A 26,635-nucleotide genomic window follows, 5' to 3' on the forward strand; every position below is an offset into this window, starting at 1 on the left:
TCTATTAAATGCTAAAACTGTTCCAATCCGTTGAATGATTTATTTTCCGGCTGTAATTCTTTTTCATCATTTGTTCCTGCCCATTTGAATGTAAAATACATAAAATTGAGCATAATTCCCATCAGAACAGTGACTCCCCATGTTTTAGTATATTCCATCGGATAAATTAACCGTACTATGATATCGGAGAACAGACCGAAAGGGTTATTGAGTACATCCCAACTATTCCATCTCAGAAATCTTCCCAGATATACTCCAAAACTGCTCATGAAAAGAAAGAATACAATCACCCCACTGATGCTATTTCTTTTGCCATACTCAGAAAGGCGTTTTTCAATATCATTAAGACTTATAAAACCACAGATCAGCCCCGTCCAGGCATAGGAAAGAATAACAATCAGGTCATACCATATCGGGATAGAATTTCTTGCCCTCAGATGAAAGAGGTCTGTGAGAATATAGGGTGAATTGGGAAAAAACAATATCCAGACTATAATAATAAAGATAAGTGATATTTTACTTTTGATATTAAAAGCAAGAATAAAAGAACTCAGGAGTAAAGGAATCCATGCCAGAAAAAGATTCCAGTTGAGAAACAAAAACACCTTTGTATCGCTGATATAGTATCTGAAAGCTGAGAGACTGAAACAGAATACAGTCATTAATATCAACAATATATTGATTTTAAACCTTGAAGATGCAACGATTTTTTTCATGATCAGCTATTGAATGGTTTGATAGTAGATAATCTTTGAAAGGAATGTTTTGGAGGTTTCCTTTTTCACTTTCGTCTGCAAAGCCTTTTTAAGTTTCAGATCATTTTTTTCGTCTGCATATCTCAACAGGGCTTTTTCACTGAAGTTTATAGAAGTTAAATGATAATTGACCGCAAAATCTTTTCTTTTCATATTCTGGGAAGTAATGAAGCCTCCCCAATTGAAATAACTGCACACTAAAATGGTTCCATAAAAATACCAAACCATGGTATTGACAAGGAAAATGTTTCTTTTCTGTTTTTGAATTTTAATAAACGTCAAAGCCAGACCAACCAATGATAAAAGCAGGAAAGCAAATACTCCTAATCTTTTATAAGTGAATGCATAATTGACGATATACTCATAATTTTTAACTGCTGCTGATATGACAAGTATTGCATTGAGGAAAATCCAGATTTTGGCTAAAATTTTCAGCAATCCCGCTTTCGGATCAAAATTGAATCCTGATTTAAAGTAAAACATGATGACCAGAATAGCCATTATGATAGACATAATTACGGCATTCACTCTTTCATGGGTTTCTTCGGAAAGCTGAACGGGTGTTTTTACCGCTTCATAAAACTGTTCATAATTGTATGTAATAATGAAGAAGATCAGCAAAATATTCAGCAAAACAAAAGAGATCACTCCGCTCATTCTTTCGGCACTGAGATCAAGAAAGGAGTAGGTAGCCTTCGGTATCCGGGAATCTTTTTGAAAATCATTATCCAAAAAATGATTGTTTTTGTAGATGAGTTTTTCTACAGCATAGTTCCAGTAGTTAAAGGCAATAAAAAATCCTAAAACCGAGAGACAGAATACCTGCCATAGATTAATATCCAATTCATAATCTGTGAAAAGGGCAGCAAAATGATTACTTCCGGCAGAATAAATTCCAAAGAAAACGGAAACCAGCACCAGCGGAATTAAAATGAAAGCTAATGTCTTTTGCCATAATCCGGGAACATTCTTTTTGGGCAGCCACTCATCAAAACTGAAAAAACGGCAGAATGAAGTGCAGCAGTTCACAATAAAAACCGGAATCAAAAATAGGATTTTCAATCTTCTGTTCTTTGATTTATACCCCAGCAAAAGTAATGAGCTTACTACTGCAATAAATGATGGAAAATCTCCAAACCAGGCAAATGCAATACTTGAGAGGATGCTTGTTCCCAAAAGAACATACAGAGTTTTGGTTTTATTTTTCTCCAGAGTTTTAAGCAGGGTTAATACTGCATAGATGATTCCCAGAATTCCAAGGTTCAGCCCGACATCCTGATCATAAAAGACAATGACAAACAGGATGGCGGTGAGAAATATATAATGATGTGTTTTCATGAGGTTAATTATTTAAAGATTGAAAAATTTAAAGGATTGAAAGATTGAATGTGCCACATGTAGAGATTAGAAAAAATTAAAGAATAGGGTGAGATATAGAAAAGTAATAGGGATATTAAGCAACAATAAGAGGACAGAGTTTCCGTTACTTTTCTTTTCTGAAACATCACTCAGGTATTCCATAAGTTCATATAAAGTGATAAGCAGATTGGCGACGGCAGCAATAAGCACATAATAAAATCCCAGTATTATAAGAACGTCGGCCTTTGTAATCCAAAACAAGAGCATTAAAGATGTACCTGATAAAAAGGAGATCAAAAATGTTTTTTCTCCTAACGGACTGAATTTTACTTTACCCATCAGACAACCGTTTTAATGAAGAACAATAGTTTCTTTCTGCTGAATAAAATCCATTACGTGTTCATACTTCTGGCCCAGCAGTTCTTCAAAATCCCAGTGATAAAAGGCGCGCATATTCTGTCCTTTTTTATAGGCTTTGATATAAATTTTCGCATATTCAGGCAGAATAATTGTTCCCAATACGATTGCCGCCAGGAGATGTGCATTGAGCTTACCATTCCCTAAGAGCAGGTACTGCATGGCGATTTCATCTTCGAAGTTAGTTCCACAACCTGTAATAAGGTGGTGTACATCGTGATTCTCCATTTTAGGGATCATTGAAAAGCCATGCTTTCTGTAGAATTCGCCAAGTTTTCTGCCCAGAGAATCTTCCTGAAATTCCAGCAGCTGTTTTTCATTGAACTGCCATTGTCTTTTTTTCTTTTTAAAGTATTTCCTGTATAGTTTTTGAGTTTTGTCGTATACAAAAAGCAGAAACTGAACGCGTATTTTTTTCATAGTGTATTTATTTAATGCAGACTATTAAGTCCTATGGCTGTATAAAGAATGGCAATGGGTATATTGATCAGAAGGATACCAATGGCTTTCAGACATTCATTCAATCTCGATCTGTATACACAACCATAGATCAGCAGTCCCAATATCACCAGTATGTTCAAAAATGCTCCGAATACCAACAACATATAGCCTCCTATTGCAAATTCTTCCATCCTTGTTGTCAAATACCCGATAAGGCACATACTCCCCAGCACCAAACACAAGGCAAACAGAGACTTTCCGAAGTATAGAATTTCCTGGTTCTTTATTATTTTTTGATTTATTATTTCTGAATCTTTCATAATCATTTATGAGTTAATGAGAAAACCAAACGTTTAATTTCCTGCAAACGGACTTCCGAAAATCCCTACTGCCAGTTCAAGCCATACTAACACAAGAACCAGCAAAATGAAAATACATATCATTACTTTCTGACTTTGTTTTTTAACTCTGTTTCTGACCAAATTGATAAGAAAAGCGGTTGTAAAAAGCAAAGCTCCTGCAATCAGAAAATCGGATCCTGACCAGTTAATTTCTTTAGACACTAGATTTCCAACCAATGGAATGCACAGCAAAACCAATGGCAGGGCATAAATTGTGATTGTTTTTTGTTTTTGTGTGATCATTTTATTTAAGATTTAAATTATAAAGTACTTTGCATTTCAAAGTTAATTTTCAAAAAAATATAGGACTATCGTCCCAATAATTTTTCAAGAGCATCCAAATGTTCGGTAAATGCCTGTCTTCCATTCTGTGTAACGCGGTAAGATGTTTTGGGTTTTTTACCCACAAATTCTTTTTTCACTTCAATATAACCTGCTTTCTCCAATGCATTACTGTGACTGGCAAGATTTCCATCTGTAATTTCCAACAATGCCTTCATTTCTGAAAAATCAACCCAGTCGTTAACCATAAGAACGGACATAATGCCCAATCTTACGCGGCTTTCGAATTCTTTATTGAGTTGATTTATTTTGATCATTTTCTTTTATCTTAATTATCCACAACCATTGCTTTTACAACAGCACACCTATTACCTTGATTCTGCAATTAGCAGCAAAATTATATCCTCATCATTATTTATACTTCTTATGCATAATCAATCCATATACAATATGCAAAACTCCAAAACCAATTGCCCAGAACAACAATCCCCATCCTAAAAAGAATAAAGAAATAAGCCCTAAAACAATTTCAAGATATCCTAAATACTTTACATCCGTTAATGTATAGCGCTCTGCTGCTACCAGAGCCAATCCGTAAAAAATAAGAGTAGCCGGAGCAATAAAAACGAAAAGATGATGATAAAGAAGAGCGAGACAAAATACTCCCCCTGCTATCAAAGGCACTGCAAAGGTAATCAAAAGCCGTTTTGTAGTAACATCCCAGATCTTCACCCCTTTCTTTTTGCTTTTATTGGCGGTAAAAACATAACCACTGAGGATAGCAACAACCAGAATTATGATTCCAATCAACACCAGCTCTTTAACTAGTGCCGGACCGAGAATGTTTCTGTCTCCATCAAAATAACTGATTCCTTCCCTCTGAAAAACAAAATACACATATATAGCCCCAATAATTGCCGTTAATCCGGCAACAACTCCGGACAACCCACTTAAAGAAATGAACCTGGAAGACCGCTCCATCATGGAACGGATATGGGATAAGTCTTCGTGATAGTTTTTTGTCTCCATAAAAAGAACTTTGAATTACAAAGTTATAATTTATTTTCAATCCTCCAAATAGTACTATTAAATTTTGAAAATATTTTTTGATTGAAACTTCATCGTTTGCTTCCTTGTAGAAATATATAAAAAAAAGAAAACCCCGCCAGAAGTAGGGTTTTCTCAAGATATATTAAAATTTGTTGTTTTTATAAAGGATTCTGAACAATCAATGGATTGGCATTGATCTCAGTTCTCGGAATAAGGAATTCCCAACGTAAATCGGTATTAGCAACTGTCATCACGTTATTGGTCACTACAGAAGAATGATTAGCACCTGTTCTGTCTAAACCTTGGTTTAGTCTCTTCAGATCTAAGAATCTAAAACCTTCACCCCAAAACTCCAATCTTCTGCTGTTAAGAATTTCTGTGATATAGGCAGCACCTGTTGTAACAGCACCCGTATAAGAAGGATTTCTGTTTTTTGCGAACACATCAAAAACTGCTTTTGATCCTGCTTCATTTCCTGATCTGGCCAAAGCTTCTGCTTCAATAAGATACATTTCTGCAGATCTCATATAAGGAACATCTACTCTACTGTCTGCCTGACTTGCAGCAAGGAATTTCTGACTTGTATAAGGGAATTTAGAATATGTTGAAGGTAAAGCAAGCGCTGTATGCGCTCCTGTTGGATCAAAATTCTTAGTTCTTACATCTGTAGCTGGGAATGAAAGTAATAATTTACTGTTAATCGCTTTTGGAGCCTGACGAATATTTGTAGAGTTAAAGTTTCTTGACATATATGCTCCAAAGTTTGAAAACGTATCTCCCTGATCTGCGATAATGGTAGCTCCCCACATCCACTCTCCATTGCCTGCCAAATTATTAAAGCCGGCATTATAAGTAGCATTATCCATCAATGGAAATCCTGCACGAGCCGCTTGAGCTGCAGTCACAGCTGCCGCATAATTCCCTTGCGTCAATGCAATTCTAGCCTTTAATCCTAAAATAACTTTATCATTAAAATGTGATTTTGTAGCTCTGTTAACCCCTGCCAATCTGCTTGCAGCCTCATCAAGGTCTTTATTGATCTGGGTATACACTTCTTCTACTGTATTTCTTGCCAAAGGAATTTCATTAGCAATTAATCTGATAGGAACACCCAATTGGATATTATTACCACCTGGCACATATCTTTTACCATAAATCTGAACCAGCATATAATAACAGAAAGCTCTGAAAGCATATGCTTCACCAATGGCTGTTTTAATTGTAGCTGCATCAGCTGCAGTAGGTGCAGGAACTGAAGGACCATTAGCAATAACCAAGTTTGCATTTCTGATTAATGCATAATAAAACTGGTAAGGATAAAGATCATTGGACGCATTATCATTTACCTGATCCTGCCATCTTACAGCTGAGACATACCAGCCATTTCCTGTAGATGGAAAAACAAGGTCATCTGCCAAAGCATCCATTATAATCATAATTCCACCCTGACCATTCTGTCCCTGATCACTTTGTCTGTAGTACATATCTCTATGCATTCCATTGACAATGGCCATAAGGTTAGCAGAACTTGAATACGCTGCTTCTTCAGAAGCCGCAGTAGTAGGATCCGCTTCAAGATAATCACTCTCACATGAAACCATTCCTGTAAAGACTGAAAGCACAACAGCCCATTTTATATATTGTTTTTTGATATTTTTCATTACTTAATTATTTAAAATGACACATTAAATCCTATCGTTACCACTCTCGCCGGAGTATATCTGTTTGACGCTGTACCGTTGAATGCCTGAGCCGGTTCCAAACCTTTTCTTGCTGTTTTACTCCATAAATTTTCACCGGAAACAAGAATTCTTAACCCGGATACTCCAAGCTGAGATAAAGTTTCAGGACTGAAACTATAGCTTAAGGTAGCTTGCCTGAATGTAAGAAAATCTGAGCTTATCAGCCATCTTGATGAAGCCGCATTTGAACTTGTATATGTTGAAGAATTCAATGAAGGTACGTCCGTGATCTGCCCCGGAGTAGTCCATCTATCCAGAATATCCGTACTTAAAGCTCCTCCTTGTGAGTAGCTGGACATCAATGCTGCATAATTGGAGTCATATGTCTTTCCTCCTAACTGATACGTAAACATTGCAGATAATGACCATTGTTTATACGTAATTGTTGTTCCGAAACTTCCGAATAAATCAGGAATTGCTGTACCAGAATAGTCATATTTTGCTTTATTGAAATTGGTGGTAACTTTTTCTCCATTCACCGTTCTGATATCAGCAGCTGTTGTATTGGCATAAGCATCAGCAACCAGGAATAAAGGTGAGCCATCCGCGGGATCTACCCCATACCACTGTCTTAGCCAATAATCATATACTGAGTGCCCTACAGAGATTTTCTTCGTTCCGTTGATAATTTCCGTGATGCCATTAGAAAGTTCTGTAATCTGATTTTTAAGCGTAGATGCATTGGCGTTAATATTCCATGTGAAGTTTTGATTTTTAATAATGTCTGCATTAACAGTGAACTCAAATCCGCGGTTATACATTGTCCCTACATTTCTGCTGATTGTATTATCCGGAACCCCTGCAGAAACTGGCAGTGGAACAGGGAAGATCAGATCTTCAGTAACTCTGTTATAATATTCTACAGACCCAGTAATTCTATTATTTAAGAATCCAAAATCAATACCTACATCGGTTTGTTTGTTAGCCTCCCAGGTGATTGAAGGATCTGCCAAAAACCCAAATAAAATTCCCGGTTCCTGAGCATTATTATACCCTAAAGTATAAGTACTTTTATACATATAATAACTGTCTGTTCTGTCATTTCCTACTTCACCATAAGAACCTCTCAGCTTCAATTCACTGATAAGGTTAGAATTGCTTAAGAACTCTTCTCCTTTCAATCTCCATCCTGCACCAAGAGACCAGAATGAATCCCATCTTACATCTTTAGCAAACCTGGATGAACCATCCCAACGGATAGATCCTGAAAGCAGGTATTTTGATTTGTAATCATAATTTAATCTTGAAAAGACTCCTTCTTTTCTGTAATTGTCTGTACGTGATGTAAGCGTTGATGGAGTTACAAAGTTAACCAGTTCGTCATTATCATCTACGATCTGGCCCTTTTTATATCCATACAGATATTCATACATGAATTTATAGTTTTCATGCCCTAGAAGGAATTCAAAATTATGATCTCCAAATTTTCTTTTGTAGTTCAGGAGCTGGTTCCAGGTAAATGTTTGTTCAGTAAAGCTGTATTTTTCTGCTGAACCTCCAGGAGCCGCATCCCCGATAATTTTGTTACCGTATGTACTTCTTCTGTTATTTCTGATATCATATCCTACGTTTGTAGATAAAGTAAGGTAAGGATCTACTTTGATTTCAGCATATGCTCTGGAAATGATATAATAGTTTTTAGAAAGATCTTTATTTAAAAGAGTTTCCTGGATTACGTTTCTTCCAGCTGCAGCATCAGCACCTCTGGCACTTCCTGCATCATACATTATATTCCCTGCGCTATCATAAAGCGTTGCAAATGTGTTAGGATCATGAGCATAAGGACTGTAAATAGGCCCCATTGTTCTTGTCCATCTGTATGGGTTGATATAAGCAGAATTGTTATCCACACCTTCTACGGAATTGTTCCCGTTAGAAGATACTCCACTGATGCTTGTTCCTAATTTCAACCAGCTTTTAACTTGTGAATCTACTTTTAATCTTGCTGTAAATCTTTCAAAATCTGATTTGATAAGGTATCCTGTTTCATTGGTATATCCTACTGAAGAAAAGTATGTTGTTGTATTACTTCCTCCACTATAATTCAATTCATAGTTCTGTCTGAAACCTGTGTTCATCAAAGGTTTTTGCCAGTCTAAATCTGTATATTTAAGTTTTGCATCTGGATTTAAAACACCATTTACAACTAACTGATTATCGGGAACATTAAAAACATTGGTTTTCAAAACTCCCGAAATCAACTGTGCTGTAGCATAAGCATTGGCATCAGCTATAGTTGTACCAGGTACTGAGGTCATTCTGCCATTTCTTATTGACTCCCAGATAAGAGGATAATACTGATGAACATTTACTCTGTCATATTCAGGAATTGATCTTCCTACCGCTCCGGTACTCATGCTAAAGTTGAATGCATCTTTTCCTTTTCTACCGGATTTTGTAGTGATCAAAACAACACCATTGGCTGCTGCAGAACCATACAAGGAAGTGGAAGCAGCATCTTTCAGGATATTGTATGACGCAATATCATTGGGGTTGATCGCAGCAAGAGAACCGGTATATATGGTTCCATCTACTACGTATAAAGGATTTGTTGTAATACCATAAGAACCTATCCCACGGATCTGAATACTTGGTGAACTTCCCGGCTGTCCTGTACCGGTACTTACTTTAACCCCTGCACTGGCTCCATCTAAAGCCTGTCCGATACTCGTGATAGGTCTGTCTGCAAATTGTTTGGCCTTTACTTCGGTATTGGAACCTACCATGGTTTCTCTTTTTTGGCTACCATAGGCCACTACAACGATTTCATCAATCTTAGTATCCTGGGGTATTGTATCCCGTTTTGTTTTTTGAGCTTCCACCAGATGCCCTCCTACAAAGAACAGCACAGCAGTACTCAATATTAATTTCATTTTCATATTTAACATATTTTAACAGTATGAAGGCAAATATATGTAATAAATATTATTAAAAACACAAAGAAAACAGTATTTAAATTAATTAAATTCAATTGATTTAAATTTTTAATTAATACTTTGTTATTTGTTAAAAAAATATGTTAAAATTTGGTTAAATTAGATTTTTAAAAAGTAACAAATAAGCCAAAAACAGTTAAATTAATAACAATATAAAACCAAAACAATAATTAATTTGACAAATAAATACAATTAAACGCAAAAACATAAAAACAAATCAATTACAAATCAACAGTAATAAATATCTTCAACAGGATTATATTTAAATAATAGAAGGCATAAAAAAATCCGGAGAAACAAAATGTTTCTCCGGATGGCATGTGGATTAAAATCCAACTATTTTTTAATAATTAAGAGGAAAATTATTTTGCTCTCAACCTTTCTTTAATAGACTCAATGTTTCTCTTAGCAGAATCTTCCAGGATAAGACTTGCACTCATATGAATTCTTGCAGGCATTAGTTCATTGAAATGATCTGTACCTTCCCATGAAACTTTTTTAATTAATGCTAAAGCATCGCTGCTTCTTGATGCCAAAGTCTGTAAAAATGTTTCCAGTTTTTCATCCATCTCCTGAATAGAAGCTGACACGGAATGGTAAATATTATGCTGCTCAGCCCACTCAGCAGATCTGAAGTCTGCATCAATAGCCATCGCTGAAAATTGAGACTTTCCGATTTTTCTTTCTACATAAGGTCCTATTACAAAAGGCCCTATTCCAAGATTGATCTCAGTAAGTGCTAAAGCTGAATCTTTTGTTGCAAAACAGTAGTCTGCACCGCATGCAATTCCAACTCCTCCACCGGTTGTTTTCCCCTGAACTCTTACTACTACAATTTTGCCACAGTTTCTCATAGCATTTAAAACTTTTGCAAAACCACCAAAAAATTGTGTGGAAGCTTCCAGCTCTTCAATGGCTAAAAGCTCATCAAAACTTGCTCCGGCGCAAAATGCTTTTTCACCTGCACTTTTAACTAAGATAGCTTTCACCTCATCTTTCGCACCTTCTTCAAGAATGGTTTCTGCCAGTTTTTCTAAAATTGCCCCCGGAAGAGAGTTACTTTTGGGTGTTCCGAAACTGATCTCAGCAATATTATTTTTAATTTCTGATGCTACAAATTCGCTCATTTTTATTTTTATTGGATTCTTACAAAAATACGAAATACAGCTCTTTCAGAGAAACTTAAAAGAGATAATTTCCATTATTAACCTACCTTTTATAAAGATTTGTTACGTAGAAATACGGAGTAAGTAATTTGGTATTTTCTACTCTAGCACTCATTTTTTATTAATCGTTCCTTTGGAGTAAGAAATAATAATCAATGGCGGAATCTGAAAAGCCAATAACAGAGTAAGAAATCTAAAACTAAAAATCATTATCATGGATGAATACATTGGAATTGTAAAATTATTTGCAGGAAATTTCGCACCTAGAGGCTGGATGTTTTGTGACGGAAGCTTAATAAGCATTTCAAGAAATTCTGCCTTATTCTCTATTTTAGGCACAACTTACGGCGGAGATGGTATCTCTACTTTCGCTCTGCCAAACTTAAAAGGGCGTATGGCTTTAGGAGCTGGAAATGTAAATGCCAACCAGTTTTATCCTTTGGGAGTGGTATCTGGTACTACACAGAATACTCTTTTAACCTCAAACCTTCCAAGCATCGCTGGTGGGTTTCAACTGAAAGTTGCTAATAAGAATGCCAATTCATCAACACCTACAGCATTATCATCTATTGCTATCTCAGGAACACAGGTAGGTAGAGATTTCAATGTAGTATCAAGCTTTGTCAATGACTCTAATCCTGACACTGCTATCAACGCGCAAAGCATCTCTTTTGTAGGACAAAATTTACCCGTAAATAACATGCCTCCTTATCTTGGCTTAAATTATATCATCTGTGTTGAAGGTATTTATCCTCCAAGAGATTAACATTCATAATAACCTAATATTTAAAACAAAAAATCATGAAAAGCACTACTCTTTTTACAATTTGTAGTCTGCTCATTTCAATTTTTTCATTCGGGCAGACCAGTACAGAACAATTTGAAACGGAATCGCACGGAAGTACAAGCTTCACAGACAATGGAGTCATTTTCAATATCATTTCGCATGTAAGTGTCTTTGATATTCAAGGAAATTACCCGGGAACAGGCTGGAGTGGAACAGCGAATGACAACAGATACATTGACAATTCCAATGACACTCAATTTCCGCCGTCATTCAGCATTAAAACCACTTCTAATCTGTTTAAAGTAAACAGATTCTGGATGTATCTTTCTGCATTGAATCTTGACCTCAATGTAGCGGGAACACTTACCGTAACCGGAAAACTAAGCGGAGTAACAAAATTTACCCAAACAAAATCTACAGGGTTCGCAACAAGTTTAGGAAGTACAAACGGATATACTTTGATTGATCTTACCAACTTAAACGGCCAAAATTACTCCAATATCATTATTGATGAACTGCAACTAACGGTCAGTGGAGCATTCAGATATGTAGGCCTGGACGCCTTCACATGGGTAAAAGACAGTAATCTGGTATTGGGTACTTCGGAAACTAAAAGCATAAAAAAAGACCTGACAGTTTATCCTAACCCAACCAACGGACCTCTTTCCATTACAACAGAGAAAGCCGGTGAAGCCAAAATCTATAGTGTAGACGGTAAAATGCTGAAAACGGTACAAACCCAGCGAGGAAATAATGAAATCAATATTTCAGATCTTCCCAAAGGAGTTTATATACTCAAAACAGCAGCAGAATCAACAAAAGTTATTAAAAACTAATTTCAGGAAATTTCACATAAGTTCCATATCCCATAAAGATTCTAATTCATAAATGACAAATCCCTTAATTGTTTTATTAAGGGATTTGTTTTTTCAATGCCAGAATATACTTGTCTATATACAGCTGCTTTTCTTTTGATTTATACTGCTGAATGTATCTGGGATGTTCCAGAACAGTTATGGTATCAAACAATTTTGCTTCTTTGTTTAATTTTGAAATAAAGTCAGCATTTTTTTTACCCAGTACAAAAACCTCCGAGGTATCCAGATTGAGACTGATATGTTTCTTCAGAGATTCAATCATAAAACTCTTCACAGCCTCGAACAGCTCTTTATCATCATAATAATTGGCATTAAGCCATCCGCTTTTTGTTTTTCTTACGATAGCCAGCGGAAACGGAGAATTGATATAAATATCTTTATAGAAGAGATCTGTACCACCATATTCCTCAATCATATCATACATAAAAACGGAAGAAACTTCATGAGTACGGGCAGATTCCATTTTTATACCACAGATACTTTCGAGTCTTTTTGTATCGGTAAACGGAACGCCTGTGACACCTGCACCATGACGGCTTGGATTGATTCCAATCATAAATTTTCTCTGAGCCGAATCATCATAGTATTTATGATAAAACTTCTGCATGACCATCAATGTTTCGGGATTATCCAAATAAGGGTTCAGGACTTCAAATCCTTCAGGAAGAGTTCCTGTATAGCTTAGATTTTTATTAAACTCAATGACTTGATCTGCAAAAGTTGTATTCATATTTAATTTTTAAGAAAAACAAAATTTTCAGGCTGATCATCTTCATCGTCTTCGTCCTCATCTTCGTCACTTAAAGCTAGTTCAATATCAATAAACTGAATATATAAACCACAAATTTCTCCGTTAGCATCATAAGCAAAGTACACAGGGTAAGTACCATCACCAAAACCACTTGCAAACATTGGAATCTGATGATTGGTACCCGGAATTGTCCAATTGATCCAGTCACCTGCTTCCCTCTGATTGGTGGGATGATCTTTATAGCTTTGTGAGAAAAGACCGGCGAAATAATCATCATAAACATTATCAACATTGAGCCCATCTACAAATTTATCTACAAAAGGAAGTACTTCTTTATCAGCAATACAACCTAGGCCTGCATCCACCCCAAAACCAAAAAAATCATCTTCAGTTACATCCTCCAGCTCTTCAATACCTACTAAGGCTTCTCTGTAAACAACAGGCTTTTCTTTGGTAAATTCAACTTTTACAACAGCATATCTGTCTCCCCAGTCTTCAGATTTTACCACGGCTATGGTCACAGGAAAATCTCCTTTCGGAGCCTGAATAAAATAAGGTGACTGATTCGCATTTAGAGAAACCAAAGGATCTCTTACCACCACTTTGCCGGAAGGAAGAGAAACATTTCCGATTTCCATGGTCTCCATCTTCTGACCCAGAATTTCATCAGAAGTAAAATACGTTTCAATATCTACCGGTGAGATAAGAATGTCTTTTACTTCTTCCCACTTTTGCATCCAGCTTTCGTTCATTGTTCTTTATTTTATGATTGAATTTTAAAAATAGTGTTTTTTGGAAAAGAAAGAGCCTATTAATGCATAGAAAATAGCTAAGTCTAAAATCAGTTTATATAAATTATTTATCAGAAAGAGCTGTATCACCATATTTTCTAGCTTTCATTTTTCGTTATTAATTGATGCTTATTTTTTTATTATATTCGTTTTCAATAAAATAGAACTTTCGTTCTATCAAAAACTTTTAACCTATGATTGGAATTATCATTGAGCTTATCATTTCATGGCTTCTCCTTAAGTTCATGGCCAAAAGGGATCTTTCTGTTTTAGGATTTAAGCCCAATTCAACAAGACTCATGCAATGGAGCATCGGTTTTCTATTGGCCACCGGGATTTGTAGCCTTTATCATATTATGACAACCGCATTCATCAATAACACCTGGATACTGAACAAGCAACTAACATTTTCAGCAGCATTAATGAGCTCATGGTGGGTTCTGAAGTCTGTATTATTTGAAGAATTGCTTTTCAGAGGTGCTTTGCTTTATCTTGCTATTGAAAAATGGGGAAATACTAAAGCCTGTCTTTTTTCTGCAGTCTGTTTCGGAATTTATCACTGGTTTTCTTATAATGCATTTGGAAACCCTTTTCAAATGGGAATTATTTTTGTGATGACCGCTATCTTTGGATGGATGCTGGCTGTATCGTTTGCTAAAACAAAATCTCTATATCTTCCGATAGGCCTGCACCTGGGCTGGAATTTGTTTAATATTCTCATATTCTCGAACGGACCTCTGGGCAAACAACTCTTCATGAAAGCCAATGAAGGCCATCTGGAAGGAATTCCATCACTGCTTGTTTTTTTGTTTCAGATATTTGCGTTACCCCTTTTAATATTTGGATATTTTAAGTTTAAAAAGAAATTATAAAAAAGCCGCCAATCATGGGAATAGCAGCTTTATGTATTGTTTTAAGTTAAAGAAGTCTAAGAGTCAGCACATATATAACATGCTCTGGCAATATCAGGCCATCTTCCAGGAAGACAACAGGTTCCGGGAGGACAAGGATTAAGGGCACAAGACCAGTTTGGTCCGGCTCCTTTAAAAGATCTCAACTCATGTCTTGAAAGTTTTTTTAAGTTTTTCATAGTGGTCAGTTTTGATATTCTCTCCTACTCTATATGCTTTTCGGATTTCGCCTATTAAAGTTAATCATTTTTTCTGATCCTTGTCAAGAATAATCATCCATTAAAAAATCCCTTCCAATTACTGAAAGGGATTTTGAACTTATATTTTACTGAATTAAATCAATCCAAACTGCTGGAAGTGGTGGGTAAAATGCTTTTTGTGCATCAGTTCCCACATTTCTTTATTCAGTTTTCCGAATACATAATTCATATGTTCTGCCTGTGGATTTTCTTTGTAATAGATCACAAATTTCTTCACATTATCCATGAATGATAGTTTTGCAGCTTCCAGATTCTTGTGGGTAAGTTCAGGAAGCGAACCATCCTGCGGAAGGAACGGAGCGGTAAATTCTTTCGGCATTGCTCTGTGATTGTAAAGAGAATCCTGCCATTTTTCAAGATTTTCTTCCGGAGTAAAGCATTTTTCTGCTTCTGGCTCTCCAAAACTTACCAATACAGCCTGCTCAAGATGTTCTATCATCTGCTGTGGAGACATTTTTCCCCAAAGTGCAGGAGTACTTTCAGTCAAGCCATTCAACATTTTCTGAACATTTTTCACATTCAGATCGATGAAAGGGGACTGTTTTGCTACCAATGTTAATATTGTTGCTACACAAACCACCTCATCTCTTTGGTTCACAACCTCAACCAGCCATTTTACAACACCGGAAGGAATGTTTCTTCCTTTTACTCCTCTGTTGATTTTTTCTTTTGCCGTTAAATAAACAGTAATGGTATCTCCAGCATATACAGGCTTGAAGAAGCTGCATTCTTCCAGTCCGTAATTGGCAATAACAGGTCCTTTTTTACCCGAAACAAATAATCCTGCTGCTGCTGAAAGGATAAAATATCCGTGAGCTACAGTTTTATCGAAGATTGTTCCTGTTAAACTTGTTGCATCAGTATGGGCATAGAAATGATCCCATGAAACATTGGAGAAATTGACGATATCTGCATCAGTAACTGTTCTTCCTGCTGTTTCTAAAGAATCTCCCACTTCTACTTCCTCAAAATATTTCTGGAAAGGATGTTTGTCTGAAAACTTTTTCTCTGCTCCCTGCTGATAGATTTTTGTGATTGCTTTCAGTACATCCGGTGATCCCTGAATAGCTGTTTTCTGCAGGAAGAAATGAAGACCGCTCAGACCGCCCATTTCTTCTCCGCCGCCTGCTCTACCAGGACCTCCGTGCATCAATGTAGGAAGTGGAGAACCGTGACCTGTGCTTTCTTTCGCGTTATCTCTGTTCAGTACAAAGATTCTTCCGTGCTGGGAAGCCATTTTCCATGAAGTTTCGGCAATAAAGTTCTCGTCATGAGAAATGATAGAACCTACCAAACTTCCTTTTCCTCTTTTTGCCAGTGCAGCTGCTTCTTCAGCATCTTTATATGGCATTAATGTAGATACCGGCCCGAAAGCTTCTACATCGTGAGAAATATTTTTTTCAAAAGGCTTATCGTTCAGGAATAGTTTCGGACTCATAAATGCTCCATTTTCATAGTTGGCATCTATCAGTTCGTGTTTTCCGTCATAGACAAGTTCTGTTTCTGATTTTAATAGATTTACTTTTCTCAGAACTTCTTCATACTGCTGTCTTCCCACCAAAGATCCCATTTTGGTTTCTCTGCTTAATGGGTTTCCGATTTTCGTTTGATCTAAAGCTTTAGACAAAGCATTCTGAACATCACCGATTAAGTGTTCAGGAACGATAATTCTTCTGATTGCAGTACATTTCTGCCCTGCTTTCGTGGTCATTTCGTTACGAACCTCTTTGATGAATAAATCAAATTCAGGCGTTCCCGGTTTTGCTTCCAGTCCAAGGATAGAACAGTTCAATGAATCTGCTTCCATGTTGAAACGAACAGCATTCCCTGCAATAGACGGAAGCGATTTTAATTTTCTTCCTGTATGGGCTGAACCTGTAAACAATACAGAATCTCCATCCTGTACATAATCTAAAATATTCCCAGGCTCTCCGCACACTAACTGAACAGCTCCTTCTGGCAATACTCCGCTTTCAATCATATCCTGAAATACCGCATTGGTAAGGTAAGATCCGAAAGGTGATGGTTTCACAATAGAAGGAACACCCGCCAATAAGGAAGTAGATAGTTTTTCCAACATTCCCCATACCGGAAAATTATAAGCATTAATCTGTACAGAAACACCTTCACTAGGGGTTAAAATATGGGTTCCTAAGAAAGTCCCGTTAGCAGAAATCTTTTGAGTGTCTCCATCTACCCAAAATGAAGTATTGGGAAGCATTCTTTTTGCCAATCCGGAATAGGTAAAGAACGTTCCGAAACCTCCTTCAATATCCACCCAAGAATCAACGTGGGTAGCTCCTGTTTTGTATGATAAGTCGTAATATTTTTTCTTTCTTTCCAACAAGTAAAGTGCTACTTTTTTCAACATCTCTCCACGGTCGTAGAAAGTCATTGAAGAAAGGTTTTTATATCCTACGGTTCTTCCGTAGTCAAGAGCCTGTTCAAAATTAAGCCCTTCTGTATCGGAAACAGCTACCTGTTCTCCTGTAACGGCATTGTACAAAGGAACTCCGTTTCCGGTACCTTCTACCCATTGTCCATAGATATAGTTTTTTAACTTTTCCATATAGTTTTTTACTTTTTGCTTAGATTATTCTTTTTAATAAAGTTTCTAATAATCAGATAAGGAATAAAAAGTGCCAGCCAGCAGTCTAAAATGATAACAATTTCAACAAACAAAGTATAGAAATTGTCTTTTTGCTTTAGATTAGCAATTACCTCATCTGATTCCACGTGTTCCAAAGCATCTGAAATTCCTATTGACTCTTTTGCAAAGTGAAATCCCAAAGCATTCACAATGATTATAAAAATCAATACTACAATCCAATATTTCTTCAGAATGTTTACCAATGAGAACTGATTTATTTCGGTTCCTGATAAGGAAACATTTTCACTAGCCCTTCATACAAACTTCTGTGAAGAATGGTTGCATGATTGTCTGTTTCCATCATTTTATATTCTAATGTCCAGTTTTTCTTTCCTGCTTTTTTCAAAACATCGTAGAAAGCTTCAGCATCTTTTATCATCACCGGATGTTCTCCTTTTCCTACAGAAACATAGACAAACTTTTTTGTATCCGGAGATTTTGAAAGCAGCTGTGGAGCCTGTTTTAAAAGACTTTCATCATCCCACCATAAGCTTGGACTGATGATAAAATAGTTATTGAACATTTCCGGTTTCTTCAATAAGATTTCTGTTGCCAAAAGCCCTCCCAAAGACTGACCGAAAAGGTATTTGTCTGTAGTTTTAAACTGGCTTTCCACATAAGGTTTTAATTCTTTTTCAAGGAATGCTATAAACTTATCAGAATGCCCTGTTGTAGGATAATCTTTCTGCAGGTCTTTTAAATCTGTATGAAAAGTAAAATCCCTTTTTCTGTCTACATTAGCAACTCCTACCACAATGGTTTCCGGCATGGAATACATCTGATTAAAGAATTGTACTAATCCTGTAACGTGAATAAAATCTTCATTCATACTTCCATCCAGCAAATAGATCACCGGGTATGCTTTTGTTTTATCATATCCCTGTGGAAGATAAATATTCAACGTTCTGTCTTCATTCAATGTTTTGGACTTAATCGTCCTCACTTCTCCTATTGTAAGCGGCTTTGTAGTAACAGTTTGCGCTGATACCACACTATTCATCGCCAACATCATGCTGCATACAAGTGCAATTTTTTTAATCATATTTATTTTTTGTTAAACCCAACGGGTTTTAAAAACCCGTTGGGTTTGATTATCTGCAATTATTCAAAATAAGTTATACTTTTATTTTATATCATCCCAGATGCTGTAATCCACAATTTTGGTTGGGATCTGCTGAACATATTCTGTAAAAGGTTCACAAGGCAGAATAGCTTCTTTTCCTTCTCTTGCCAGTTCCTGATATAATTTTGTTCCTTCTGTTTTCCAGTGAATCATTTCATCGGAAACATCACGAATCACTTTCGCAGGGCTTCCTACCACCAGCTTTCTTGGTTCACATCTGAAATTAGCCGGTACAAAAGCTAATGCTCCGACAATACTTTCATCGCCGATATAAGCTTTGTCCATTACGACTGAATTCATTCCGATCAAACAGTTTTTCCCAATATGTCCTGAATGAATAATGGCTCCATGTCCTATGTGTGCAGATTCTTCCAGTATGGTTTCTATATTCGGGAAGACGTGAAGGGTACAGTTTTCCTGTACATTGGCTCCGTCTTTAATGATAATTTTCCCCCAATCACCACGGATTACCGCATTGGGACCAATATATACTTCTTCACCTATTTCTACATTCCCGATAATGACTGCCTGCGGATGAATGTAAGCAGATGGTTTGATAATGGGACGAATCCCGTGGTATGAGTAGATGTTCATATTTTTAGATTTCAGATAGCAGATATCAGATGTCAGACATTTTTCTGACTCTAATATCTTTATCCTTTCAAATTAATTATACTTTTTCGATGACCATTGCATATCCCTGTCCTACACCGATACAAAGAGTACACAATGCATATTTTTTATCCTGCTTCTGAAGTTCCATTGCTGCAGAACCTACAATTCTAGCTCCGGAAACCCCCAGTGGGTGACCGATTGCAATAGCACCTCCGTTCGGGTTTATTCTTGAATCATCATCTTTCAGCCCTAAACTTCTTGTTACAGCCAGTGCCTGTGCAGCAAATGCTTCATTTAACTCAATGATGTCCATATCTTCAAGAGACAGATTCAGTCTTTTCAATAGCTTTTGAGCTGCTTCTACTGGTCCGATTCCCATGATTCTTGGTTCAACACCAGCTACGGAAGATCCCAGAATTTTCGCTTTTGGTTTTAGACCATATTTTTTAACGGCTTCTTCGCTTGCTAAAATCAAAGCAGCAGCACCATCATTCATTCCTGAGGCATTTCCGGCTGTTACTGTTCCTTCTTTTCTGAAAGCAGGACGAAGTTTTGCCAAACCTTCTATAGATGAAGTAGGTTTAATGAATTCATCTTTTTCAAAAACAATTGGCTCTCCTTTTCTCTGAGGAATTTCAACTTTTACAATTTCTTCTGCCAATCTTCCGCTTTCCTGAGCTTTTGTAGCTTTCTGCTGGGACCAAAGGGCAAATTTATCCTGATCTTCTCTGTTGATCTGATGGATATCTGCTAAGTTTTCTGCAGTTTCTCCCATTCCGTCAACCCCATACAATTCTTTCATTTTAGGGTTGATAAAACGCCATCCGAAAGTAGTATCAAACATCTGGCTGTCTCTTCCGAAAGCAGCACTTGGTTTTGACATCACATAAGGAGAACGTGTCATATGCTCTACTCCTCCTGCAATATAAATTTCTCCTTCTCCTGCTGCAATAGAACGGAATGCATTCGCTACAGCGGACATCCCTGAAGCACATAGCCTGTTAACAGTCTCACCTCCAATTTTGTAAGGAAGACCTGCCAGTAAAAGTCCCATTCTTGCAACGTTTCTGTTATCTTCTCCTGCCTGATTGGCACATCCGAAAATAACGTCTTCAATTTCTTCAACAGGAACTTCAGGGTTTCTTGCTACTACTTCTTTAATAACAATAGCAGCCAGATCATCGGCTCTTACTTCTGATAATCCTCCCTGCAGTTTTGAGATGGGAGTTCTGACATAGTCTATGATGTATACGTTGTTCATAAATATTTTAATGTAATAATCCAGTAATGTAACCGTGTAACAATTCCAGATTTATTTGTTTTTATTTCTTAGTTCTAAAACCTGTTTTAAGGTATAGGGCTCGTATTTGAAATCCTTTCCATACATTCTTTGGACGCTTTCTTCAAAGGTGTAATCAAACCCTGCTTCTTTTCTTCTTTTATTTACATTTTTAAGATCTTTTACAGGCCATACAAAATTGACAAAGATTTGTTTTCCGTCTTTATCTTTTGTCATTTCTCCTTTTCCCTGTGTTCCGTAGATCTGTTCTTTGTTTTCATTCATCAGGTATCGGTCTTCCATCATAGCAACCCAGGTGAAGGGAATCTCTTTCTTTTTTCCAGCTTCTTTAATGAGTGGCAGATATTTTCCAATTTTGGTTGAATGCTGGATTACGTACCAAGCGGCCTGATTTGTAGGTTCTCCTACAAGTGTTTTTCCGGGATAGCCATATTGAGCAATAATATTTTCTATTTTCTGCACGTTCAGACTATCGTGTTCTGCAACCATCTGCCAGCCTTTCTTTTTGAACTCTTCTTTGTCAATATTCAGGGTTGTCAAGAGCTGCTCTCTTTTTTCCGGAGTTATTTCGGGATCGAAAAGCATTCTGTATCCCTGATCCATCTTCATGATATCATCAAGTTCTTTTTTCAAAGTTTCATTCACTTTCTGCTGAGCATTGATCAGAAGAGTTGAAATCCCAAAAAGCAGTGCAATTATTTTTCTCATTTTGCTTAATTTAATATCTGATTTTAGTTTTTATAAGTCTGTTACTTTTTTCCCGATTTTGTAGACTGTTCCTACAAATTTTGCTATCAGCTCCTGATTTTGATTGGTAATCTGAATGTCATAAACGGCTGTTTTTCTTGTATCATTTACCAACACACTTTCTGCCCTGAAAACATCGCCTTCTTTTCCTGCTTTGGTAAAATTGATGATACAGTTCAATGCTACAGCGGCATCTCCGGTATTGTTGGAAGAAAATGCCAGTGCAGAGTCTGCAAATGCAAAAGTAACTCCGCCATGAACTGTTTTAAGCCCATTAATCATATCTTTTTTGATAGGCATTTCTATTAAACAGTAATTTTCTTTTACTTCAATCATTTTGATATTCATCCATTGGGAAAAATAATCCTGATTGAACATATAATCTGCTACTTGTCTTGGATTCATTTCTGTTAATTATATGTTTGTTATTTCTTCATACAGTTCATCGGACAACCTGTCGTAAACATTCATTGTTTTACCCAAAATGACCTGCTCGTATGAAAGACTTTCTGAGTCTGATGAATTTTCAGAGGGATAGGATTCGTTTAGATCAATTCCGCTTTCATTGGCTAATCTTTTGATCAGCTCTTTATATTTTTCATTAAACTTTCCTAATAGCTCAAGTCTTTCCTGCTCATCAACAGAGGAAGCTTCCTGAGTTAAATACTGTTTCTCAATTAAAAGCCTGGTCTCAAGCTCAGCCCTGAATTCATCTATATTCATGAAAAACCTATATCTTTTTCTTTTACTTCATTAACAATCTTTTGCCGGGATTCTTTACATAATGTTTACCATCTTTATCAAAAGCCCAAACATTTGATATCTCTCTTAGCTGAAACAAATCATAATCTCTTTTGTGAATTTTGATTTTATTCAGTCTTCTTAATTTTCGATTAGCATCTCTTTTATTTTCCTTTTCTGTCTCTGCAGTTGTAACTCCTGTTATGGGTGTTTTCCTCCTTGACCTACTCATCATAAAATGCTGCTGATTTTTATAGTTTCCTTAGCAAAGGACTTTGTCTGTACCTTTCTTCCTGATATTCTTCATAAAGGCTCTGAAGGGTCTCGGAGATTTTTGCATACCCGATTTCTTTCCCCCAGCTTAATAATCCTTTCGGATAGTTTACACCTTTCTGCATTGCCAGTTCAAGATCTTCGTCATTAGCAACCCCTAATCTTTTAGCCTCAACAGCTTCGTTGATCAGCATGGAAATGATTCTTAAAAAGATCTGCTGGTATAAAGCATCATCTTTCTGGGCAACAGGTTTTTCTGTTCCTTCTCTGTAATCGTAGAAACCTTTTCCTGTTTTTCTGCCGTGAAGTTTTGCTTCAGACATTCTTTGCTGCAATAAAGATGGCTTGTATTTCGGGTCGTAGAAATAATCTTTGTAAACTGTGGTTGTTACGGCAAAATTCACATCCACTCCAATAAGATCCATCAACTCAAAAGGTCCCATTTTGAAGTTACCCAGGGTTTTCATGGCATCATCCACCTGTTCCGGTGTTGCGATGTTTTCTTCAACAATTCTTAAGCCTTCTCCATAATAAGGTCTGGCAATTCTGTTAACAATAAACCCGGGAATATCTTTGGCAATAACAGGAGTCTTTCCCCATTCTTTCATGAGGTTGTATATTTTTTCTGCTAATGTTTTTTCTGTTAATAAGGATGGAATAACTTCTACTAAAGGCATCAATGGAGCCGGATTAAAAAAGTGAATTCCGATGAAACGCTCCGGTTTCTTTAGTTCTGCACCCAGAGAGGTGATAGAGATAGATGAAGTATTGGAACTAAGAATACAGCTTTCTGAAACGTAATTTTCAAGTTCTGTAAACACTTTGGTTTTGATCTCTTTATTTTCTATGATGGCTTCAATGATGAGTTCACAATCTTTGAAATCCTTCAATTCCGTAGCAATGGAAATATTAGCTAAAATTTCAGTCATTTTTTCTGCCGAAATTTTTTGTTTATCAACCAACTTGGTCAAGGTTTTTTCTAAACCTACCGTTGCCGTTTCTACTTGTTTTGCGTTGGCGTCATACACCCATACTTTGCATCCGTTCGTTGCGGCTACTTGTGCAATGCCGATTCCCATGGTTCCGGCACCGATAATTCCAATATTCATTCTTTATTTGTACAATGTATTAATGTAAAATGTATTCATGTAAATCGTTTTAAAAATCATTAATACATTTTACATGAATACATTAATACGAATTTATTTTCCTTTATAATTAGGTTTTCTTTTCTGTAAAAAGGCATTTACTCCTTCAAAGAAGTCTTCTGTGCCTGCAGCTTCTTGCTGAAGATCTCCTTCCAGCTCAAGCTGTTCTTTCAATGTGTTGGTATAAGAACTGGCAAAAGCTTTTTTTGTAAGCTTAAGAGCTGCTGTCGGCATGTTTGCCATTCTTTCAAGAATTTCCATAGATTTTGGCACGAACTCTTCTTCAGTGAAAACTTCTGCCACAAGGCCATGAGCTTTAGACTCTTCTGCAGATAATTTCTTGCCTGTAAATGCTAAATAATTGGCCAATTGTCTACCTAAAAGCTTCGGTAAAAAGTAAGTTCCTCCTGTATCAGGAATTAAACCGATATTTGAAAATGCCTGAGCAAAATATGCTTTCTCATTCGCTAAAACGAAGTCAGAAATTAAAGCCAACATCGCTCCAGCTCCTACTGCAGGACCGTTTACTAAAGCAATAACCGGTTTTTTGCAACGGGTAACTTCTAACACTAAAGGGTTATAATAGTCTACCACAATTTTTCTGATGATGTCATGATCATGGTGTTCTTTACCTACCACAAAAGCTTCATCCAGATTCTGACCTGAGCAGAACGCTCTTCCTCTTCCGGAAATGGCAACACATCTTACCGTTTCGTCTTCGCTGCATTCTTTAACAAAATCTCTAAGATCTGATAAAGCCGGCTTGGTAAGGGCGTTCATTGTTTCCGGCTGATTAAGATATGCGATTTTAAGCTTCCCGTCAAAATGCGTTTCAATATCAAGTTGTGTATACATAGTTTTTATTAATTTATTATTTAACAACGCACTAATTTAACAATATAAATTAATGTAACAGTCTAATAATTTAACAATCTAACAATTCCTTCGTTATGCTTTGCATAGCCGTAAAGTTTGTTGTGGATTGATGAATAACTCATCAATGACATTTAAAATAATCAAATGGCTCCAAACAGTCTAAACATTGATAAGATGCCTTACACAAAGTAGATCCAAATCTGCTGATCTGTTTGGTATGTTCAGAACCGCAACGCGGACATTTTTTCGGTTTTCCGATATGGTGTTCATCTGCTCCTTTTTCAGGAGGTGTGATCCCGTAAACACGAAGTTTTTCTCTTGCTTCATCAGTCAGCCAGTCTGTTGTCCAGATTGGAAACATCTTGGTTACTACTTTCGCATCCCATCCGTTTTCTTTCATCATTTTGATAATATCCTCTTCAATGGTAAACATAGCGGGACAGGCAGAATAAGTGGGCGTAATGATCACTTCACATGTATTTTCACCTGTGACCTGTGCGTCTCTTACGATTCCTAATTCCACAATATCAATAACCGGAATTTCCGGATCGGGAATTGTTTTTAATAAATCTAAAAGCTGATTCATATTTTATTTTTTATCAGAATCAAGAATTACTTTCATTCCGTTCTGATAATCCAAATTATCTGTTATTCCGTTGTGAGCCTGATTTTTTAATACAATCAGGCTATCACCTTTTTTAAAGTTATTCTTAAGTTTTAAAGACGCTTTATAGTTAATAACCTCATCTTTATCCCCATGAAAAATAACTACTGGCGACTTAACATTTTTTAAATATTCACCAGTTTCAAAATTATATTTCAGTAAAAACTTCGGAAGAAATGAGAATTTCTGACCCATTTCATCTTCCATACTGTAATAAGGTGCCTGCAAAATCAATAATCTTGCATTATGCATAGATGCTAATTTTGCAGCAAGTCCTGTTCCTACAGAATATCCCAAAATAATAATTTTGTTCTCCGGATATCTTTTCAAAAACTCTTTGTAAGCACTTTCAACATCCGAAAAAAGCTGATCTTTACTGTTAATTTTATCTTCACTTTTTCCGTAACCCCGGTAATCAAGTATAAATGTATCATAATTCATACTGCGATATAACTGAGCTACATCTCCCCAGCCTTTTATTGATCCTCCGTTTCCATGAAGATAAAAGATGACTCCTTTTGGGTTTTGAGCTTTAAATAGTACAGCGTTCAAATGCTTATCATCCTGCGTTCTGATAGTTATTTCTTCAAAATCACCGTCAAATTTAAAGTTGTAGTTTTCCGGTAACTTTTCAGGATAAAAAATGATTTTCTCCTGATAGAAATAGATCCCGACACATAATATCACATATGCTGTAAGAAAAAAAGCCAATATCCGCAGAAGCATTTTCTTCATAACCTATTACCAGGTACATCCAGGATACGCTCTCTGCATATACTGAAGTTCACAAAGAATAAATCCGAAATACTCTGTATGATATCCCGTTCTTGACTTCGGCTGCATGAAAGGATTTTCAGGATATTCTAAACCGAAATCTGCAAAATCTTTCTTGGTAATGGCAAGGAATTCTTCGTAAAGAGCATCTGCATTTGGAACAACGTTCAAAGCAATAAGATCATCTTCACCTTCTGTTTTAGCAAAAAGCCCTTTTGTATATTCCCAGATATCTTCAATTGCTTTTATAACACGTGATTTGCTTTCTTCTGTTCCTTGGGCGAAGATTTTCATCCATGATGCAGCATGAGTATAATGATATCTTACTTCTTTTAGTGATTTCTGAGCAATAGCCGAAAGTTCTTCATCTGCAGAGTTTGACAATGCCTCGTACATCAGTTTCTGATATACTGCAAAAACGTATACTTTCAGAATAGTCTGAGCATAATCTTCGTTTGGAAGTTCCGTCCAGTGTGCATTTAGATATTCATGCTCATATCTTAAAAATGCGATATCATCTTCATTTTTACCGTTGTCAATCACTCTTGAAGCATAAACATAAAAGTTATTAGCCTGTCCAAGCTCATCCAATGCAATGTTTGTCAATGCAATATCTTCCTCCAAATAAGGACCTTCACCACACCATGCAGACAAACGCTGTCCCATAATGAAACTGTCGTCTGCTAGTTTTAATAAATAATTATATAATGGGTTCATTGTTTTTCTTTTTGTAAAATGACTCAATGTAAAATGTATTAATGATTTGTAAAATAAATTTTCGAAAAATGTATCATTTT

At 36.4% G+C, this 26,635-nt stretch carries 30 protein-coding genes; 3 read left to right on the forward strand and 27 right to left on the reverse strand.

Translation table 11 applies throughout. The features are described 5' to 3' along the window. Positions 1-11 precede the first annotated feature (11 nt). From SFA27_RS19980 to SFA27_RS20030, 11 genes are all read right to left on the reverse strand, one after another. Positions 12-716, reverse strand: a complete 705-nt coding sequence (locus tag SFA27_RS19980; protein ID WP_407294441.1) for a DUF1361 domain-containing protein — start codon at positions 714-716, stop codon at positions 12-14. 6 nt (positions 717-722) lie between these two features. Further along, positions 723-2,093 (reverse strand): DUF4153 domain-containing protein, encoded by a 1,371-nt coding sequence (locus SFA27_RS19985; protein ID WP_407294443.1) that lies wholly within the window; start codon positions 2,091-2,093, stop codon positions 723-725. Positions 2,094-2,159: 66 nt separating this feature from the next. Next, positions 2,160-2,453: a hypothetical protein gene (locus tag SFA27_RS19990; RefSeq protein WP_407294445.1), complete on the reverse strand. Its 294-nt coding sequence runs from the start codon at positions 2,451-2,453 to the stop codon at positions 2,160-2,162. Positions 2,454-2,465: 12 nt separating this feature from the next. Then, a complete protein-coding gene (locus SFA27_RS19995) occupies positions 2,466-2,951 on the reverse strand; it encodes a Coq4 family protein (RefSeq protein WP_407294447.1) in 486 nt (161 codons plus the stop codon). A gap of 11 nt (positions 2,952-2,962) precedes the next feature. After that, positions 2,963-3,292 (reverse strand): hypothetical protein, encoded by a 330-nt coding sequence (locus SFA27_RS20000; protein ID WP_407294449.1) that lies wholly within the window; start codon positions 3,290-3,292, stop codon positions 2,963-2,965. Positions 3,293-3,325: 33 nt separating this feature from the next. Continuing rightward, positions 3,326-3,616 (reverse strand): hypothetical protein, encoded by a 291-nt coding sequence (locus tag SFA27_RS20005; protein WP_407294451.1) that lies wholly within the window; start codon positions 3,614-3,616, stop codon positions 3,326-3,328. A gap of 65 nt (positions 3,617-3,681) precedes the next feature. Beyond that, positions 3,682-3,972 carry a transcriptional regulator gene (locus tag SFA27_RS20010; protein WP_047373901.1) on the reverse strand — a complete coding sequence of 97 codons (291 nt, stop codon included), beginning with the start codon at positions 3,970-3,972 and terminating at the stop codon, positions 3,682-3,684. A gap of 94 nt (positions 3,973-4,066) precedes the next feature. Beyond that, positions 4,067-4,684 (reverse strand): hypothetical protein, encoded by a 618-nt coding sequence (locus SFA27_RS20015; RefSeq protein WP_407294454.1) that lies wholly within the window; start codon positions 4,682-4,684, stop codon positions 4,067-4,069. A gap of 179 nt (positions 4,685-4,863) precedes the next feature. Continuing rightward, complete coding sequence (locus tag SFA27_RS20020) at positions 4,864-6,366, reverse strand: RagB/SusD family nutrient uptake outer membrane protein (RefSeq protein WP_407294457.1); 1,503 nt, start codon at positions 6,364-6,366, stop codon at positions 4,864-4,866. A gap of 11 nt (positions 6,367-6,377) precedes the next feature. Then, positions 6,378-9,320, reverse strand: coding sequence for a SusC/RagA family TonB-linked outer membrane protein (locus tag SFA27_RS20025; RefSeq protein ID WP_407294459.1), 2,943 nt, complete (start codon positions 9,318-9,320; stop codon positions 6,378-6,380). A gap of 425 nt (positions 9,321-9,745) precedes the next feature. Then, the gene (locus tag SFA27_RS20030; RefSeq protein ID WP_407294461.1) at positions 9,746-10,510 is read right to left on the reverse strand and encodes an enoyl-CoA hydratase/isomerase family protein; all 765 of its coding nucleotides are present in this window, start codon (positions 10,508-10,510) and stop codon (positions 9,746-9,748) included. Positions 10,511-10,763: 253 nt separating this feature from the next. On the opposite strand from SFA27_RS20030, the gene SFA27_RS20035 reads away from it, so the two are divergent. Both SFA27_RS20035 and SFA27_RS20040 read left to right on the forward strand, forming a co-directional pair. Continuing rightward, positions 10,764-11,315 (forward strand): phage tail protein, encoded by a 552-nt coding sequence (locus SFA27_RS20035; RefSeq protein ID WP_047373909.1) that lies wholly within the window; start codon positions 10,764-10,766, stop codon positions 11,313-11,315. A 35-nt stretch (positions 11,316-11,350) separates the two neighbouring features. Further along, positions 11,351-12,172 carry a T9SS type A sorting domain-containing protein gene (locus SFA27_RS20040; RefSeq protein WP_407294464.1) on the forward strand — a complete coding sequence of 274 codons (822 nt, stop codon included), beginning with the start codon at positions 11,351-11,353 and terminating at the stop codon, positions 12,170-12,172. Positions 12,173-12,248: 76 nt separating this feature from the next. On the opposite strand, the gene SFA27_RS20045 is transcribed toward SFA27_RS20040, so the two are convergent. Together SFA27_RS20045 and SFA27_RS20050 are read right to left on the reverse strand one after the other, a co-directional pair. Next, positions 12,249-12,944, reverse strand: coding sequence for an SMUG2 DNA glycosylase family protein (locus tag SFA27_RS20045; protein WP_407294466.1), 696 nt, complete (start codon positions 12,942-12,944; stop codon positions 12,249-12,251). A gap of 2 nt (positions 12,945-12,946) precedes the next feature. Further along, entirely contained in the window at positions 12,947-13,717 is a 771-nt protein-coding gene (locus tag SFA27_RS20050; protein ID WP_407294468.1) for a DUF4241 domain-containing protein, read from the reverse strand. A 233-nt stretch (positions 13,718-13,950) separates the two neighbouring features. On the opposite strand from SFA27_RS20050, the gene SFA27_RS20055 reads away from it, so the two are divergent. Next, positions 13,951-14,628: a CPBP family intramembrane glutamic endopeptidase gene (locus tag SFA27_RS20055; RefSeq protein ID WP_407294470.1), complete on the forward strand. Its 678-nt coding sequence runs from the start codon at positions 13,951-13,953 to the stop codon at positions 14,626-14,628. 56 nt (positions 14,629-14,684) lie between these two features. Here SFA27_RS20055 and SFA27_RS20060 read toward each other — a convergent pair whose 3' ends face one another. From SFA27_RS20060 to paaC, 14 genes are all read right to left on the reverse strand, one after another. Further along, the gene (locus SFA27_RS20060) at positions 14,685-14,846 is read right to left on the reverse strand and encodes a bacteriocin-like protein (protein ID WP_264519556.1); all 162 of its coding nucleotides are present in this window, start codon (positions 14,844-14,846) and stop codon (positions 14,685-14,687) included. Positions 14,847-15,000: 154 nt separating this feature from the next. Next, a complete protein-coding gene (paaZ, locus tag SFA27_RS20065) occupies positions 15,001-17,496 on the reverse strand; it encodes a phenylacetic acid degradation bifunctional protein PaaZ (protein WP_047373915.1) in 2,496 nt (831 codons plus the stop codon). Positions 17,497-17,504: 8 nt separating this feature from the next. Further along, a complete protein-coding gene (locus SFA27_RS20070) occupies positions 17,505-17,780 on the reverse strand; it encodes a hypothetical protein (protein ID WP_407294473.1) in 276 nt (91 codons plus the stop codon). A gap of 11 nt (positions 17,781-17,791) precedes the next feature. After that, positions 17,792-18,619 (reverse strand): alpha/beta hydrolase, encoded by an 828-nt coding sequence (locus SFA27_RS20075; protein ID WP_407294475.1) that lies wholly within the window; start codon positions 18,617-18,619, stop codon positions 17,792-17,794. An 81-nt stretch (positions 18,620-18,700) separates the two neighbouring features. After that, positions 18,701-19,294, reverse strand: coding sequence for a transferase hexapeptide repeat family protein (locus SFA27_RS20080; RefSeq protein WP_047373921.1), 594 nt, complete (start codon positions 19,292-19,294; stop codon positions 18,701-18,703). A 76-nt stretch (positions 19,295-19,370) separates the two neighbouring features. Beyond that, positions 19,371-20,576 (reverse strand): 3-oxoadipyl-CoA thiolase, encoded by a 1,206-nt coding sequence (gene pcaF, locus SFA27_RS20085; protein WP_407294477.1) that lies wholly within the window; start codon positions 20,574-20,576, stop codon positions 19,371-19,373. Between the two features lie 51 nt (positions 20,577-20,627). After that, positions 20,628-21,323, reverse strand: coding sequence for a DUF6624 domain-containing protein (locus SFA27_RS20090; RefSeq protein ID WP_407294479.1), 696 nt, complete (start codon positions 21,321-21,323; stop codon positions 20,628-20,630). 30 nt (positions 21,324-21,353) lie between these two features. Further along, complete coding sequence (locus tag SFA27_RS20095) at positions 21,354-21,767, reverse strand: PaaI family thioesterase (RefSeq protein WP_047373927.1); 414 nt, start codon at positions 21,765-21,767, stop codon at positions 21,354-21,356. 9 nt (positions 21,768-21,776) lie between these two features. Then, positions 21,777-22,085, reverse strand: coding sequence for a hypothetical protein (locus SFA27_RS20100; RefSeq protein ID WP_264519563.1), 309 nt, complete (start codon positions 22,083-22,085; stop codon positions 21,777-21,779). Between the two features lie 269 nt (positions 22,086-22,354). Further along, positions 22,355-23,485 carry a 3-hydroxyacyl-CoA dehydrogenase NAD-binding domain-containing protein gene (locus SFA27_RS20105; RefSeq protein ID WP_047373931.1) on the reverse strand — a complete coding sequence of 377 codons (1,131 nt, stop codon included), beginning with the start codon at positions 23,483-23,485 and terminating at the stop codon, positions 22,355-22,357. Positions 23,486-23,578: 93 nt separating this feature from the next. Beyond that, positions 23,579-24,379, reverse strand: coding sequence for an enoyl-CoA hydratase/isomerase family protein (locus SFA27_RS20110; protein WP_047373933.1), 801 nt, complete (start codon positions 24,377-24,379; stop codon positions 23,579-23,581). 142 nt (positions 24,380-24,521) lie between these two features. Next, positions 24,522-24,986, reverse strand: coding sequence for a 1,2-phenylacetyl-CoA epoxidase subunit PaaD (gene paaD / locus SFA27_RS20115; RefSeq protein WP_047373936.1), 465 nt, complete (start codon positions 24,984-24,986; stop codon positions 24,522-24,524). A 3-nt stretch (positions 24,987-24,989) separates the two neighbouring features. Beyond that, positions 24,990-25,799 carry an alpha/beta hydrolase gene (locus SFA27_RS20120; protein WP_407294483.1) on the reverse strand — a complete coding sequence of 270 codons (810 nt, stop codon included), beginning with the start codon at positions 25,797-25,799 and terminating at the stop codon, positions 24,990-24,992. Positions 25,800-25,805: 6 nt separating this feature from the next. Then, positions 25,806-26,555 (reverse strand): 1,2-phenylacetyl-CoA epoxidase subunit PaaC, encoded by a 750-nt coding sequence (paaC, locus tag SFA27_RS20125; RefSeq protein ID WP_407294485.1) that lies wholly within the window; start codon positions 26,553-26,555, stop codon positions 25,806-25,808. Between the last annotated feature and the right edge of the window lie 80 nt (positions 26,556-26,635).

This window comes from Chryseobacterium sp. HR92 (assembly GCF_045689405.1).
Classification (GTDB): domain Bacteria; phylum Bacteroidota; class Bacteroidia; order Flavobacteriales; family Weeksellaceae; genus Chryseobacterium; species Chryseobacterium viscerum_A.